General features: G+C 55.8%; 6 protein-coding genes. 3 read left to right on the top strand and 3 right to left on the bottom strand.

Translation table 11 applies throughout. The features are described from left to right. The 3 genes from EKO24_RS00960 to cysC all read right to left on the bottom strand — a co-directional run. A partial coding sequence (locus EKO24_RS00960; protein ID WP_143733137.1) for an amino acid adenylation domain-containing protein occupies nucleotides 1-4,845 on the bottom strand: 4,845 nt, incomplete at its 3' end. 118 nt (nucleotides 4,846-4,963) lie between these two features. Beyond that, complete coding sequence (locus EKO24_RS00955; RefSeq protein ID WP_241674348.1) at nucleotides 4,964-5,221, bottom strand: hypothetical protein; 258 nt, start codon at nucleotides 5,219-5,221, stop codon at nucleotides 4,964-4,966. 303 nt (nucleotides 5,222-5,524) lie between these two features. Then, nucleotides 5,525-6,175: an adenylyl-sulfate kinase gene (gene cysC, locus EKO24_RS00950; protein WP_127029459.1), complete on the bottom strand. Its 651-nt coding sequence runs from the start codon at nucleotides 6,173-6,175 to the stop codon at nucleotides 5,525-5,527. 425 nt (nucleotides 6,176-6,600) lie between these two features. Between cysC and EKO24_RS00945 the strand changes: the two genes are divergently transcribed. From EKO24_RS00945 to EKO24_RS00935, 3 genes are all read left to right on the top strand, one after another. Beyond that, entirely contained in the window at nucleotides 6,601-15,144 is an 8,544-nt protein-coding gene (locus tag EKO24_RS00945) for a glycoside hydrolase family 94 protein (protein WP_127029460.1), read from the top strand. Nucleotides 15,145-15,489: 345 nt separating this feature from the next. Next, nucleotides 15,490-16,521, top strand: a complete 1,032-nt coding sequence (locus EKO24_RS00940; RefSeq protein ID WP_127029461.1) for a hypothetical protein — start codon at nucleotides 15,490-15,492, stop codon at nucleotides 16,519-16,521. Between the two features lie 4 nt (nucleotides 16,522-16,525). Next, complete coding sequence (locus EKO24_RS00935) at nucleotides 16,526-16,963, top strand: hypothetical protein (protein ID WP_196239984.1); 438 nt, start codon at nucleotides 16,526-16,528, stop codon at nucleotides 16,961-16,963. Nucleotides 16,964-17,165 lie beyond the last annotated feature (202 nt).

Below are 17,165 nucleotides of genomic sequence, written 5' to 3'. Positions count from 1 at the left end.
CAATCCGGCCTCGATTTCGCCCAACTCGATACGGAAGCCGCGGATTTTCACTTGGTGGTCGATACGGCCTAAAAACTCGATGTTGCCGTCCGCGCGGTAGCGGACCAAATCGCCGGTTTTATACAGCCTGCCGCCGCCGTTTTGAAACGGGTCGGGGACGAACTTTTCCGCGGTTAGCTCGGGACGCCGCCAATAGCCGCGTACGATGCCTTCGCCGCCGATATGGAGTTCGCCTTGCACACCGATAGGCACGGGGTTGCCGCTTTGATCCAGAATGTAAAGCCGAACGTTGTCGATGGGCCTGCCTATCGGTAACGGCCGCTCCAAATCGTCCGGAGTTGCCCGGTAAACGCTGCTCCAGACCGTGCCTTCGGTTGGGCCGTATTCGTTGTATAAGGCCACCTCCGGCAATAGCGCGTAGTGTCGTTTGACGACTTCGGTGGGACAGGTTTCGCCGGCGACAATGGCCGTTTTCAGGGTTTGCAACTGCGTTCCCAGTTGATTTAACAATAAACCGTAAAAGGACGGCAGCGCCAACAAATGCGTAACCCGGTGACGTTCGATCAAGGTCCCCAGCACGGCCGGGTCCTTGACCTGGTCGTCTTCCGGCAAGCACAGACAGCCGCCCTGCCCCAGTGTCCAGAACAATCCTGCCACGGAACTGTCGAATGCGAACGACGACAGCAATAGATAACAGCCGACAGGCTCTCGATAATAGGAGCTCCTGGCCCAGGTCGAATGCATTAGGTTGCCGTGACCGACGACTACGCCTTTAGGCTGTCCGGTCGAACCCGAGGTATAAATGACATAGGCCGCATGATCGGCATGCAGCGGTATTTCCGGGTTGTCGCTGCTGTAGTCTGCATAAGCGCCGTCATCATCGATACAAATCGTCGCCATGCCGCCGCAATCCAGGCTGGGCAGTAGTGCAGAACTGGTCAGCAGCCACTCGCAACCGGAATCCTGAAACAAATAAGCGACTCTCTCTTTTGGATAAGCAGGATCGACCGGCACATAAACCGCGCCGGCCTTAAGGATGGCTAATATCCCAAGCACCATCTCCGGACTCCGCCGGATACACAAGGCGACACGATGCTCCGGTCCCGCGCCTTGCGCCCGCAAACGATGCGCCAGGCGGTTGGCCTGTGCGTTCAGTTCGGCATAACTCAGCCGCCGTTCCCGATAAACCAGTGCCGGCGCTTGCGGTTGTTGCCTGGCGACGGCTTCGAAAATGCTGTGCACCGTGCTGTTACGCGGGTAATCGGAACCGGTTTCATTCCAGGCCGATAGTTGCTTGCGCTCCGGCACGGTCAGCAACGGCAGCTCCGACAGCCGGCTATCAGGATTAGCCAGTATGCCGTGCAGCAGGCATTGAAAATGACCGATCAGCCTTAATACCGTAGTCCGCGACAACAAATCGCTACGGTATTGGAACGAAGCAGACAAGCCTTGCTCGGTCTCCGCCATCAACAAGGTGAGATCGAATTGCACGGCGACGTCCTCCAGCGCATAGCTTTCGGCCTTTAGCCCCGGCCAATCCAGGGCAATGTCCGGCATGCCCAAGGCCAGCCCGGCAGCGCCCGATACCGGATCGGCACCGCTTTGCAAACCGAACCAAACCCGGTAAAACGCGGATGGCCCTTCATCGCGCCCGGGCTGCAATTTTTCCACCAACAGCGAAAACGGATAATGCTGATGAGCCAACGCCCCCGATACCGTCGTGTTGACCTCGGCCAGGTAATCGCTAAAGCGCTGTTCCGCTTTAGGATGCGAACGCAAAGCCACCGGGTTGACGAAGTAACCGACGGTATCGGCAAATTCTCGTTTCGGCCTGCCCAGCGTCGGCGAACCGACGATGAGGTCCTGCTGGCCGCTGTAGCGGTAAAGCAGGGTTTTGAACGCTGTCAGCAACAGCGTGTACAGCGTTGTGTGACGTTGCGCGGCCAGTTGTTTAAGTTTTTGCAGCGTGTCCGGCGCGATGTTCAGCGTTTGCGCGCGGCCCCGGCACGACGGCGAAGCGGCCGTTTGCCGTTCGGCCGGCAATATCAATTTCGGCAGCTCGCCGGATAATTGCTGTTTCCAGTATTGCCAATCCTGTTCGGCCCGTTGATCGGCCAGGTAGGCCGATTGCCAGGCTATATAACCGGCATAATTTGCCGCAGGCTCCGGCAAGTCCGGAGCCCGGCCCGGATAAAGCGTTCTAAATTCCTCGAGCAGTATCGACAACGAGCGGTAATCGACGACGATATGGTGGGCGCAAAATACCAAGACATGGTCGTCGTCCGCGCAGCTGAACAAGGCGGCTCTCAGTAACGGCCCATGTTCCAAATCGAACGGTCTGCACGCAAAAGCGGCGATATTTTCGCGGCGTTGACGCTCGTCGGCACATACCGCTTCCTCAAGCCGGACTTCTGTCTCCGCCAACGGAATGCTCGCCGGCCGGCCGTGCCGGTTAAGGCAAAAACCGCTGCGTAACTGTTGATGGCGCCGGAACAACGCGGCCAGTGCGCCATTTAATGCGCTGTTGTCGAGCTTGGCGCCAATCCGCATCGCAACCGGCATATTGTATAACGGACTGTCGACCTCAATCCGGCTGACGGTCCACATCGCCTGTTGGCAGTGGGATAACGGCTGCTCGCCGGCTTCATTACTCGTTGCTGCATGGGCAATGGTGGCTTGTCCGGCTTTCGCCAGTTGCAACGCTTGTTCCGCGCATGCCCGCAACGGCTGGTTGCTCAGCAGTTGCGCCACCGGAAAATCGATAGCCAGCAGTTCGTCGATAACGTATTTCAGTTCGACCGCTTTCAACGAATCCACGCCCAAGCCGGTCAAGGGTTGCGTCATGTCCACGGTTCCGGCCGCCAGCCCCGACAGCGCGGACACTTTCCCGGCCAAATACGGCATCAGGAAAGCCGCGCCCTGCTCATGTCCCAGCGACAACAAAGTCTGGCGCAATAAATCCCGTTCCGGGTTTTGCCCGGCATCCCAAGTTCCGGATCGGTTTCCGGAATCGTGGAGCTCCGGCTGCTCAACCCAGGAAAGTATGGAACCGGATATAGCAGTTGCGCTTTCTCCGGCCAAGCCATCGGCCGCAACAACCTTAAGTTGCTGTAGTTCGAAAGCTTGCCGGCAATCCGAGCGCCTGGTTTTGCCGCTGCTGGTTTTCAAGATCGAACCCGGTTTCAGCAGAGCCACCGTATCGGCCTGTATGCCGCATTCCTCGGCCAGGCGGCTGCGTATCGCGGCAAACTCCGCCTGGTAGCCGGACTGTCTTAAGCGGTTGCGTTTCAGCTCGGCCAGCACAACCAGTTTTTCGATGCCGTCTTCGCTTACGGCAAATGCCGCCGCACAGCCGGGGTTTAGCGCATCGGTCGCGGCTTCGACGGCATATTCCAGGTCGTGCGGATAATAATTCCGGCCGCGGATGATGATCAGGTCCTTTAACCGTCCGGAAACGAATAGTTCGCCGTTCCGGATAAAGCCGAGGTCGCCTGTGCGCAACCAGCGGTTTTGGTCGTTCATAGCGTTGATAAAAGCCTGTCCGGTGGCCGGCGCATTTTGCCAATAGCCTTGGCTGATACTGGGGCCGCCGAGCTGGATCTCGCCGATCCGGCCGCCTCCGCACAGCGCGCCGGATTCCGGGTCAACAATGCGAATCCGTTGTCCGGCATCAGCCGCAATCTGTCCGCAGCCTACCAGGCGGCGGCTCGATGCATCGGCATGCAATGCCGGATGTATCTTGCCCTGTTCCAGGCCTGCCTTATCGAAAGCGGCGATCGCCGGTTCGGTATCTTTATCGCCGCCGGTAGCCAGCAAAGTCGCTTCGGCCAAACCGTAACACGGATAAAAAGCTTTACGGCTAAAACCGCATTCCGCAAAAGCCGCGACAAAACGGTCCAAAGTATCGGGATTAACCGGCTCCGCGCCGTTGAAGGCCAGCCGCCAGCCGCTAAGATCAAGCCCCGCTTTTTCTTCGCCGCTTATTTTCCGGGCACATAGTTCGTAAGCAAAATTCGGCCCGCCGCTGGTATGGGCGCGATAATCGCTGATGGCTTGCAGCCAGCGCACCGGCTTTTCCAGGAAGGCCATCGGCGACATTAAAATAGCGCTGGCCCCGCAGTACAAAGGCTGCATCACGTTACCGATCAAGCCCATGTCGTGGTACAACGGCAGCCAGCCGACCACGGTCGTATCGGCGTTGTGGCCGAAACGCCGCTTGATCAATTGCTGGTTCGCTATCAAGTTGCCGTGGCTGATCATTACGCCTTTGGCGTTGCCGGTGGAACCCGAAGTGTATTGCAGGAAAGCCGGATCATGACTGGCGAATGCCGGCATCCGCCAGGCGTTTATATCGGCGTCGGCAAGATTGTTGGTCGTCAGCCAGTTTTTGTCTAACAGGCTAGAGCAGCCGCCTGTCAATTGGCGTACCGTATCGGCGACTTGCCGAGTGCTGAGTATAACCGCCGCTTGGCTGTCATCGATGATCGCCTGCAACCTCGGCATGTGCCGGCCGTTGCTCGGCGGATAGGCCGGTACCGCAATGATCCCGGCATAAAGGCAGGCAAAAAACGCGGCGATATAATCCAGGTCCGGCGGATACAGCAAAATAGCGCGCTCGCCCGGCAGCGCAAGCGCTTGTAACTGCACGGCCAGTTGTCTGGCTTGCCTATCCAGCTCTCCGTAAGTTATCGACTTAATCGGCTGCTCGCCGTTTTCCAGGAAGGTATAAGCCGTACGATGCGCTTGCCGTTCGGCCCGCAAGCGTAATAATGCAATCAGGGATTCGGCGTTATTGAACGGAGCATCCTCATTTGCGCCGCCAAAACCGTGTTGTTTGTTTAACATATCTGCCTTACTCTCGTTGAATGAGTCGTCTGTTGAATTGCAGTGAAGCTATGTGGGGCGAAAACGGGTGTCCGGCAAACTCTCTTGTCGAAAGGGCTCAGGACAGGCTTGTTTAGCCTTATCCCGTCCTACGTTGCCTATAATCGGCAGCCAATTCCAAATCGGTCGGCACATGAAACGCCAATTGTTCCCGGCAATAATTTCGCCAATCGTCCGAAACCCGGTCGAACACCACGTTCTCCCCGTGCCACATCGACGCGGTAACGCTAAAATCCTGATGCAGATAGACCACAGCGTCATCCGCCGGCGCGATGCCTTTGTCTTGCTCCGCCTGTTGCAGCAGCGTTGCGGCTTCGATCAGCTGTGCCTCATTCATAAATCGTCTCCTAATGCCAAACCGGAATTAAATCGTCCCAACGCAAAGTAGACGATTGGTGATAACTTTTGCCTCATAATTTTATCGTTCCCCGCTCCGCGCTCGTCGTTAACACATCTCGATGTAAGCCTGAAACCTGGTTGCTCCGTTGAGCATTGCGCGAGTTAGACCTTCCAGGTTTTAAAAACCTGGAAGGTCTGCTATCCGCATGTTTCCAGCCTAACGCAGATAAGGAACAGCATCTCGCGGAATATTTGTGTATAACGACGAGCGCTCCGCGTGGGAACCATAAGAGGTTCGGCTTCATGCTCTTTTGCTGCGTTTTCTTATTGAATCTTCACTGGCGATAATGCCGTGCTGCGTCATTTTATCGATAACCTGTTGCACGCAGACATCCAGGTTTGTTGTGCCTGTATGTACGGTAAGTTCGCAATTTTCGGGCGCTTCGTAAGGCGAAGTAATACCTGTGAATTCCGCCAACTGCCCTGCCCTGGCTTTTTTGTAGAAGCCTTTTACGTCGCGCGACTCGCAAATTTCAATAGGCGTATTGCAATAGATTTCGATAAAGTCTCCGGGCTGCACTATGCCGCGCACACGTTGGCGGTCTGCGCAATAAGGCGAGATAAACGCGGTGAGCACAATGATGCCCGCTTCCATAAAAATCTTGGCCGTTTCCCCGATACGGCGGATATTTTCCTGGCGATCTTGAGCCGAAAATCCCAGGTCTTTGCACAACCCGTGACGGACATTGTCGCCATCCAGCACAAAGGTGCGGCAGCCCCGGTGGTGCAGCATTGCTTCGACGGCATGAGCCAGCGTGGATTTGCCGGACCCGGATAAGCCGGTGAACCATAAGATTGCGCCGCGATGGCCGTTTTGGGCTTCACGCTGAACGCGGGTAACGGTCGCATGATGCCAAACGACGTTAGTTGAGACCGGTAGTTGTGTAGTCATATCTGAAATCATCCGTACCCTTGTTTTCTGTTTTTGAAAATTGCGGCTTTCAGCTTAGGAATGCGCATGAAATAACTTGAGTTGAATAATAAGACCGTCCGTTCGAAAACCGGACAGTCCCGTTCCAATACAAAGCGGACGACTAACTGCAATCTTTTCCTCACGGCTGTTTTTTAGCCCTTTAAAGCCCCCGCAATCCCGCAGATCCAAATCTAATGGGTAATATCACCTATTGATTCAATATGTTGACTTCTCTAGTCTGTTGATATTCAGAAAGCTACATCCTTGGTGCGAACATATTTACTACGGAGGTATTAATTACCCGCTGTGTTTCACAGAACCGAATTATCTTTGTAAAAGCGGGTTGTCAACATGACCTGTAAATACGTTCTTTGCCTAGCGGTAACCACAACGGAGGCATACAGATGATAATGAGATTAAAGGAGCACAGGCGAAAAGTCAGGCTGGCCGATCCGGGCGGCGAAGACGAACCTATTCGTTTTGAATTGTTTAGCGATGAAAGACTGGCGCAGCATGCAACCAGCCTGGCTAAGGAACAAAAAACCCGCATTATTCCCGAAGGGCTCAAATTGATGCCGCGGGTTCGCGAAAACTCCAGGCTGTTGTTTGAAGCCTATAAAGCCATCGGCAAGGCCGCCCGCGAGCATCGGGCCATTACCCCGGCCGCCGAATGGATGCTGGACAATTTTCACGTCATTGAAGAACAGATCAATGACGTCAACGTCTACCTGCCGGAAAAGTTTTACCGGCAACTGCCCAAATTAATCAGCGGCTTTCTTGCCGGCTATCCGCGCGTTTACGGCATTGCCTGGGCCTTGGTCGCCCATACCGACAGCCGCTTTTCCGCTGAGCAACTGGCTATTTTCATGCGCGCTTATCAAGAAGTCCAGCCGCTGACTATCGGCGAACTTTGGGCGATACCGATTACGTTGCGCATCGTATTGATAGAGAATTTACGCCGCTTGGCGTTAAAAGTTATGCGTTCGCAAGTCGGCCGGCGGCTGGCCGATGAATTTATCGATCAATCCGACAAGCTCGATCTTTCGGCCCAAACCGCCCTGCCCGCCCCGCCTTTCCGCCAGGCGTTCGCGGTTCAACTCGTACAGCGTTTGCACGAACCGCATCCGGGCCCGGCGCCTGCTCTTGATTTTCTTAACGATTGGCTGGCCGAACAGGACATCACGCTGGATGAAATCGTCCATCGCGAACATGCCGCCCAAATTGCCGCCAACCTGACCGTTCGCAATATCATTACCAGCATGCGCGCCATATCGGCATTCGACTGGCCGCAGTTTGTCGAGGAATCGAGCCTGGTCGATAAATACCTGCGCAGTCATCCGACTTACTGCGCAATGGATTTTTTGACCCGCGACCGCTACCGCCATGCGATTGAAGATCTTGCCAAACGTTCGCCGTATTCCGAAGTGGAAATCGCCCATAAAGTCATCGACAAGATCGACCGCGTCGCTAAAAATCCCGATACCAGCCTCCAGCAACAAGAGCCCGGTTATTACCTGATCGGCGCCGGCCGAAGCGAATTCGAGCGGGAAGCCGGCTTTAAGCCCACCTTCGCCCAAACGCTATTGCGCGCTTACGTCGCCCATGCCGCGTTTGCTTATTTGGCCAGTATCGGCATCGGTACGTTGTTGCTGCTGTCGTTGCCGGTGGATGCGGCCTTCCAGGCTGGTCTGGGCGGCTTGCAGACTGCACTGATTGCGCTGTTCGCGTTATTTCCGGCTTCCGATATTACCACCGCACTGGTCAACCGCTTCATCATTGCCGCCGTGCCGCCGCGCCATTTGCCAAGGCTTGAATTGAAGGACGGCATTCCCGATTCACTGAGTACCTTTGTTGTGGTGCCGACGATATTTATCGGCGAATACGAGGTAAAGAGGCAAATCGATGAACTGGAAGTTCAATATTTGTCCAATCCGGTCAACGACGTGCATTTTGCGCTGTTGTCCGACTGGGTTGACGCCGACCGTGAAACGCTGCCCGAGGACGATTTATTGTTGAATATCGCCGTTAACGGCATAGCGGCGCTTAATGCAAAATACGGGAAACAGCGTTTTTTCCTGTTTCACCGCAAGCGCTGCTGGAATCCCGGCGAAAACCAGTGGATGGGCTGGGAGCGTAAACGCGGCAAGCTGCATGAGTTTAACCGGCTGTTGCGCGGAGCAAGCGACACTTCATTTATGCCGGTTAACGGGCAGCCTGCGACGGCTCCGCCCGGCGTCCGTTATGTGATTACGCTGGATGCCGACACCAAGCTGCCTATCGGCGCATTACGCCAGTTGGTCGGTACGGCCGCGCACCCTTTGAATTGGCCTGTTTTGGACCCGGTCAAGAACTACGTCGTCAGCGGCTACAGCATTCTCCAGCCGAGAGTGACGCCGACGCTGCCGCAACGCCGGGAAAACTCATTGTTTCACCGGATTTTCTCCGGCGCCTGCGGCGTCGACGCTTATTCGACCTCCGTGTCCGAAGTGTATCAAGACTTGTTCGGACTTGGCACGTACAGCGGCAAGGGCTTGTACGACGTCGATGCGTTCGAAACCGCGCTGGCCGGACGCACGCCTGAAAACGCGATGCTCAGCCACGACTTGTTCGAAAGCGTATTCGCCCGCTGTGCGTTTGTCAGCGATATCGAATTATTTGAAGAGTTCCCCTCCCACACCGAAGTTGCCGCCTCCCGCGCGCACCGCTGGGCGCGCGGCGATTGGCAATTGTTGCCGTGGATTTTCGGCCCGCGCGGTAAGGACATGCCGCTGATCGGACGCTGGAAAATGCTGGATAATTTACGCCGGACGCTGTCCGCGCCTGGCGCCTTGCTTACGCTGTTGGCGGCTTGGGCTATTCCGGGCGCACCGCTTGCGACGATGATGGCGATGGTATTGATCGCGCTGTCTTTCCCGATCTTCGAGGCAATGATCGGCGGTATGCGGATACGTACCGATGTCTCATTAGGTAAGCAATTGCGCGCCACCGCCGAAAATATCATGTTGGCTTTCAGCAATAGCCTGGTTACGCTGACGCTGCTGGTGCAACAGGCTTTACTGATGGCGGATGCGATAGTCAGCACGCTGGTGCGGCTGTACATCACCCGGCGGAAATTGCTTAATTGGGTCACCGCATTGCAGGCCAAGACAAACGCGGAACATACGATGAAAGGCCTGCTCCGGCCGCTCGGCAAGGTCATGATAGTCGTGATAGGCGCCGGCACGGTCGTGCTGTTGTTCAATCCGGCTGCGCTTGAAGTTGCCGCGCCGTTCCTGCTGTTATGGCTGCTGTCGCCGGTCATCGGCCATATCCTGAGTTTGCCGCCGAGACCGGATCCGGGCGAATTACTATCTACCGAAGATGCCCTGGCGCTACGGCAAGTCGCCAGGCGCACTTGGCGGTTCTTTACCCGCTTTGTGACCGAGCAGGAAAATTACCTGCCTCCGGATAATTTCCAGGAAGATCCTAATCCCGAAATTGCCCATCGCAGTTCGCCGACCAATTTCGGGCTGTATTTATTATCGACGCTTGCCGCGCACGATCTTGGCTGGATCGGGATCACAGACACCGTTGACCGTTTGGAAGCCACCTTGCATACGCTGAACAAAATGCAAAGATTGCACGGGCACTTTTATAACTGGTACGACACCCTTACGCTGCATGCGCTGGAACCCAAATATGTATCGACCGTCGATAGCGGCAATTTGGCCGCCCATTTACTGGTCGTCGCCCAAGGCTGCCGCGATTTAATACAACGTCCGCAGGCGTTTTCAACGCTGTTGGAAGGGCTTGCCGATAGTCACAGGCTGTTCGTATCCGAACTTGCCAATATCAAGGACGATCGGCGCATGCAGATGGTGACGCTGGACGAGCTGCAAAAGAAAAGCGATAAACTGGGGGCGTTGCTGGCCTGCACGCCCGCCAGTTCCGAAGAATGCGCGCGGCTGTGGCGGCTGATAAAGCCTTGCGCCGACAACCTGTTCGACCTGGCGCGCGCTTACGCGGCCGAACGGGGCGACCCGGCCGATAGCTGCGAAATGGCGGCATGGGCTACGCTGCTGCACGACGACATCTACTCTCACCAGCGCGACCTGGAAAATTTCAGCACATCGGTACATTTCGGATTTTCATTCGCTAACCACCAGCAAACGGAAGCCCAGCGCTGGAATGTATTGACGCAACGGATCAATGCGTTGGCCGATCTGTCGGAACAACTGTTCTTCGAGATGGATTTTCGCTTTCTGTACGACGACAAGCGGCACCTGTTTTCGCTCGGATACCGCGTTGAAAAAGGCGTGATCGACGACAGTTATTACGACCTGCTGGCTTCGGAAGCCCGGCTGACCAGCTTGATTGCAATCGCCAAGCGCGAAGTGCCGAGCTCGCACTGGTTTCATTTGGGCCGCCGGGTCACGCGCACGGCGAGCGGCACCGTGTTATTGTCCTGGTCCGGTTCGATGTTCGAATACCTGATGCCGTCATTGGTGACCTATACGCCGCGCTACAGCCTGCTGGATCAAACCTGCCGCCTGATCGTGCAAAACCAGATCGAATACGGCCAACAACGCAACGTACCGTGGGGCGTTTCCGAATCGGCGTTTAACGGCCGCGACCGCTGGTTCACTTATCAATATTCCGCGTTCGGCGTGCCCGGTTTGGGCATGAAGCGCGGGCTCGGCTACGACCTGGTCGTTGCGCCGTATGCGACGGCGCTGGCGGCGATGTATCACACCCATGCCGCAGTCGAAAACTTCAAGCATCTGGAACAACTGGGCGCTTTAGGGCAGTACGGTTTTTTCGAAGCGCTCGATTTCACGCCGTCGCGGCTCGCGGAAAACCAGAAAGTCGCGTTTGTGCGCTGCTATATGGCCCATCATCAAGGCATGTCGTTGGTATCGTTGACCAATGTCGTACTGAACGAAGTGATGCGCCGCCGTTTCCATCGCGTGCCGATGATCCAAGGCGCCGAATTGCTGTTGCAGGAACGGGTTCCGCACGGCCTTGACCGCGGCATTCCCGACTTCACGCAAGCCGAAGCGGAAGCCGAAGTTAAAGAAATCGTCCAGCCGCCGATGCGCCGCACGCTTTCGCCGATGTCGTTGGCGCCGTCCGCGCATTTGCTGTCCAACGGCCGTTACGGCGTGATGGTTACCGCGGCCGGATCGGGTTACAGCGTTTGCGAAAAACTGGCCGTCACCCGCTGGCGTGAAGATGCGACCTGCGATTGCTGGGGCAGTTATGTTTATTTGCGCAGCTTGACGAGCGGAAAAATCTGGTCTGCCGGCTACCAGCCGACCGCGGCGGTGCCTGATAAATACGATGTGGCTTTTCTCGAGGACAGGGTGCGTATCTCGCGCGAAGACAACGCGATAACCAGCCGCCTGGAGATCATCGTCTCGCCCGAGGATAATGCCGAAATCAGGCATTTGAGCTTAATCAACAACGGCGCGCATAGCCAGGAAATCGAACTGACTTCCTACGCTGAAATTGTACTGGCCGCGCCGATGGCCGACCTTGCGCATCCGGCGTTCTCGAATTTGTTCATACAAACCGAATTCCTGCCGCAGGCCAATGCGTTAATCGCGCAACGGCGGCCCCGGTCGGAAAAAGAACCGCCAATTTGGGCGGCTCATGTACTGGCGTGCAGTACGGCTTGCGCCGGGCTTCAGTACGAAACCGACCGGGTTCGGTTTATAGGCCGGGGGCAAACGTTACGGGCTCCGGCCGCGATAATCGACGGCCGCCCGCTCAGCAATACGGTCGGCGCGGTGCTTGACCCGATTTTCAGCCTGAGAACGCAGGTCAGCGTCGAACCGGGCGCGACCGTTCACCTGACTTTTACGACTTTGATCGCGCCATCGCGGCAAGCCGTTGAAGATCTGGCCGACAAGTATCGCAATCCGGGGACTTTCGAGCGGGTTTCCGATCTGGCCTGGACGCATGCGCATATCCAACTACGGCATTTGCGCATCAAATCCGATGAAGCCCAATTATTTCAAGCTTTGGCAAACCACTTGCTGTATGCGGATGCTTCACTGCGGGCCAATTCCAGGCTGGTGCAGATGAACCAACTCAACGTTACCGGTTTATGGCGGTTCAGCATTTCCGGAGACCGCCCGATCGTGTTGCTGCGCGTTGCATCGACCGAAGACCGGGCCATTGTCGACCAATTATTGCGCGCCCATGAATATTGGCGGATGAAGCGCCTATCGGTCGATTTGGTGATCCTGAATGAAAAAGAAATCACCTATGCCAATGAATTACAGACCCTGGTAGATAACATGGTTCGCGAAAATAAAACCTTTTCGACGCTGCATGAGTACGGCGAACAGGGCGAAGTTTTTGCGCTACGTGCCGACCAGCTTAGCGAACAGGAGTGCGTGTTACTGCAAGCCACGGCGCGCGTGGTTCTGTTGAGCAACCGCGGCACGTTGGCCGAGCAATTGATGAGGCATCCGAAGCCGATACCGAAGTTTATTCCGCCTAAAGCCCTGCCCGCGCCGGCGATTGACGGCAACGAGCCGTCAATCCTGCCGACCGGTCTCGAATACTTCAACGGCTTGGGCGGATTTGCCGACGACGGCCGCGAATATGTAATCGTGCTGGACAAGGGGCAATCTACGCCCGCCCCCTGGATCAATGTAATCGCCAATGCCGAATTCGGTTTTACCGTATCGGAGCTCGGCAGCGGTTATACCTGGAGCCTGAACAGCCGCTTGAACCAACTGACGCCGTGGTCGAACGACCCGGTCCGCGATCCTGCCGGCGAAATATTTTATTTGCAGGATGCCGAAACCGGCGCTTTGTGGACGCCGACCGCGCTGCCGATCCGCGTGGACAAGGCCGTTTACGTTATTCGCCACGGCCACGGTTACAGCCGTTTCGAGCATGTTTCCCACGGCATCCGCAGCGAACTGTTGCAGTTTGTCAGCCCCGACGATCCGGTCAAAATTTCATCGTTAACGTTAACAAACACGTCCGGCCGCCGCCGTAAATTAACGGTGACCGGCTATGTCGAATGGGTGCTCGGCGCGTCGCGCACGGCCACCGCGCCTTATATCGTCAGCGAACCGGATCAGGAAACCGGCGCGCTGCTTGCCTATAACCGGATGGACGCCGATTTTGGCGAACGCATTGCTTTTGTCGACATGGCCGGCCGGCAAACGGCCTGGACCTGCAACAGGACTGAATTTATCGGCCGTAACGGCACGCTGGATGCGCCGCTGGCCTTGCGTCAATCCAGGACGCTTAAAAACCGTGTCGGTGCAGGGCTTGACCCTTGCGCTGTGTTGACGACGCCGATAGAACTGGCCGCCAATGAAAGCATTGAAATTATTTTACTGCTGGGGCAAGGCAGCGACCGCGATCATGCGGCCGAATTGGTCAAACGTTACCGGGCCGCGGATATGCAACACGTTTTTTCCACCATAAAGCAATCCTGGGCGGCAACGCTCGGCAAAACCCAGGTCAAAACGCCGGACAGGGCGCTGGACTTACTGTTGAACGGTTGGCTGCTGTATCAGACCCTGAGCTGCCGGATGTGGGCGCGCGCGGCTTTTTACCAGGCCGGAGGCGCTTTCGGTTTTCGCGATCAATTGCAGGACAGCATGGCGCTTGCGGTAGCGCGGCCCGACCTGGTCCGCGCTCACCTACTCCGCGCAGCCGCGCATCAATTTGTCGAAGGCGACGTGCAGCATTGGTGGCATCCGCCTTCGAATCGCGGCGTGCGCACGCATTTTTCGGACGACCTGGTCTGGCTGCCGTATGCGGCGGCTCACTATGTCAAGGCCAGCGGCGATAACGCCGTGCTCGACGAGCTACTGCCGTTCATCGAAGGCCAGCTCCTGGCCCAGGAACAGGAAGACGCCTACTTCGAGCCGGCACTATCCGGGCAGCAAGCCAGCCTGTTTGAACACTGCGCGCGAACGCTCGATTCGAGTTTGAAAACCGGCGCTCACGGCCTGCCGCTGATCGGTTGCGGCGACTGGAACGACGGCATGAACCGGGTCGGCCATCAAGGCCACGGAGAGAGCGTCTGGCTGGCCTGGTTCCTGATTGCGACATTGTCCGAATTTGCCGCTCTGGCCGAAGCGCGCGGCGACGCCGGGCGCGCTTTGCGTTGGCGCGAACATGCCGCCAAGCTGCAAGCGGCGGTCGAAGCGGAAGGCTGGGATGTATCCTGGTACCGGCGCGCGTATTTCGACGACGGCACGCCGCTCGGTTCCGCGTCGAACAGCGAATGCCGTATCGATTCACTGGCCCAAAGTTGGGGCGTTATTTCCGGCGCGGCCGATCCGGAGCGGGCGCGTTTGGCGATGAATTCGGTCCGAGAATACCTGATTCAATACGGCGACGACCTGGTGTTGTTGTTTACGCCGCCTTTCGATAAAACCCCGTTGGACCCCGGCTATATCAAAGGCTATCTGCCGGGCGTGCGGGAAAACGGCGGCCAATATACCCATGCCGCGGTCTGGTGCGTTATTGCTTACGCGATGCTCGGCGACGGCGATCAAGCGGCTGAACTGCTGCACATGCTGAATCCGATCAACCGCACCGCCAACCGGACCGGCGTCCATGCTTACAAAGTCGAGCCGTATGCGATAGCGGCCGATATTTATGCGGTGCCGCCGCATGTACGCCGCGGCGGCTGGACCTGGTACACCGGCGCGGCGGGATGGTTTTACCGGGCCGGTCTGGAATGGCTGCTGGGCCTGACCATCCGCGCCGGCAAAATGTATTTCAATCCTTGTATTGCTCGCGAATGGCGCAGCTACAGCATCACTTACCAACATGAAGCGACTTGTTATGAAATTACCGTCGATAATCCCGGCGGCGTTTCGAAAGGCGTGCAATCCGTTGAATTGGACGGCGTGCCGCAATCCGCGCTGGACGGCATTACGCTGGTTCAGGATGGCCAACATCATCAAGTGCTGGTGGTTATGGGATAATTTTAGTTCCATCCTCTTTCTTTACCACATATATCGACGAGACAGACCTTCCAGGTTTTGAAGACCTGGAAGGTCTAACTCACAACGTTCTCAACAAACGGTACTGCCGTTAAAACTCCGCTCTTCCTTTCCTTATAATTTGCAATTCCTGTTCAGATGACTCAAACTCTAGTATTTTTACGTAGGCGACTCTTCTATTTTTGATTGTATTTTGAAGAATCGTCTAAACCGGTATGAATACATTTTTAAGTCCTCTTATACCCTAAAGGGCATAAGTTTCGATTGAGCGGACAAGCTGCTCAACTCAGCTTGAAAACCCTTCGTTAACGCCTTTACCTTTAATCCATGCGCCTCTTCAGTCTTTTTAAGCTTCTTGCGATTGCCGTATCGATAGCATCGATGCCCGTAGCGGCCGATGACTCCGATAGCGCTTATCGACTGGGCAGCGGCTATGCTGTCGGCGAAACAGGGCTCCGTATCGGCGGCTATGCCAATGCAAAAATAGACGTGCCGCGTTCAGCTCCATGGTATTTCGAAGCCACCGATCTCAGTATGTTCATTACTTGGGATAATGGCTCGCGGCTGCGTTTTTTTTCGGAATTGGAAGGCGGCGATGTGCTGCGTGGCGGCGAGGGCGAGGCATTGGGAACGCAGTATGCCCATTTCGAGTTTGAACGCTTTTATCTCGACACGCTGATCAATAACAATTTAACGGTACGGCTCGGTAAATTCCTGACGCCTATCGGCCAATGGAACGTCATCCATGCCGCTCCGCTGGTTTGGACGACCTCACGCCCTGTCGCGACTGAAAAATCATTCTCGACCCATGCTTCAGGGCTGATGCTGCACGGTTCCATACTAGTGGCTAGCCGCCAACTCGAATATAGCGTGTACGGCGACGCCACCGATGCCTTAGACCCGCACCAATCAAGAGAGCCTTTTGACGATGCCGTGGGCGCCCGTTTACGTTACTACCTGGACGATACGCTGCAAATAGGCGCTTCTTTTGCAAACTTTGCCCTGAATGACCTGCACCCTGCCCGTTATCATTTGGCCGGGCTTGATGTAAAGTGGTCCTATCAAAAATTCGAACTTAGCAGCGAGGTCATTTACCGCACCAGCGGCCATGCCAATACGAAAGACATTTGGCAAGGTTTTGCGCAAAGCGTAATTCCTCTTTTTAGCCAGCATTGGTTCGCTGTCGGCCGCTACGAGTTCTTTGACCAACCGCTGGATAAAACCGGACAAGCTGGCGTATTAGGACTCGCCTACAGGCCTTTGCCGCCTGTGGTCTGGAAATTGGAATATCGCACCGGGACGCATAACGAACTGTTGGCCCCGGACGGTCTATCCGCCTCTTTTGCGATACTGTTTTAAGACGATGCGTATAGTTTACCCTCTGCTTGTCGTCCTGTTACTAGCCTGTTTTCCTGTGCGCGCTGTCGAGCCCTTAGCGGTCGTAACTGCCGCAACCAGCCCGCTGGACACGTTGTCGCTTGATAACTTAAAGCTTATTTACCAACGCAAAAGTCAAATCGACCCGGAGGGAAATCGCTGGGTTCCTCTTAACCTACCGATCTCCGATCCGTTGCGCCGCAGTTTCTCGCTGACGCTTTTCTCAATGTTGCCGGAAGAACAGGAAGACTATTGGAATGTCCAATATTTCAACGGCATCACTCCCCCTAAAGTCATGGCGTCCGAAGAAGCCATACTACGTTTTGTGACCTCTACAACAGGGTCGATCGGTTATATCCGCAAGCAAAAAGTGGATAGCCGGGTAAAAACCCTGCTATTAATCACGCCAACTGCTGAAAAATAAGCGCGCCGGCCACCGGCCGGCTGCTTTTCATACCAAAATTGCAGACATTATTTGCGTGAAATGCAAAATAAGTAGTTAATTCTTTCTGCGCATCTCCAAAAAACTCCATACTATTCAGCCAATTACAAGTTGGCACGGATAGTGCTTTATATCATTACAAACAAGCGGCGTCCCGCTTTACTGAAACGATATAAATCCCGTT

The sequence above is a fragment of the Candidatus Methylobacter oryzae genome (assembly GCF_003994235.2).
Lineage (GTDB): Bacteria > Pseudomonadota > Gammaproteobacteria > Methylococcales > Methylomonadaceae > Methylobacter_A > Methylobacter_A oryzae.
This window is presented reverse-complemented; position numbering and strand designations above follow the sequence as displayed.

Coding starts and splice junctions, on each gene's coding strand:
- EKO24_RS00955 (WP_241674348.1), bottom strand. CDS start 5,221: ATGAATGAGGCACAGCTGATCGAAGCCGCAACGCTGCTGCAACAGGCG.
- cysC (WP_127029459.1), bottom strand. CDS start 6,175: ATGACTACACAACTACCGGTCTCAACTAACGTCGTTTGGCATCATGCG.
- EKO24_RS00945 (WP_127029460.1), top strand. CDS start 6,601: ATGATAATGAGATTAAAGGAGCACAGGCGAAAAGTCAGGCTGGCCGAT.
- EKO24_RS00940 (WP_127029461.1), top strand. CDS start 15,490: ATGCGCCTCTTCAGTCTTTTTAAGCTTCTTGCGATTGCCGTATCGATA.
- EKO24_RS00935 (WP_196239984.1), top strand. CDS start 16,526: ATGCGTATAGTTTACCCTCTGCTTGTCGTCCTGTTACTAGCCTGTTTT.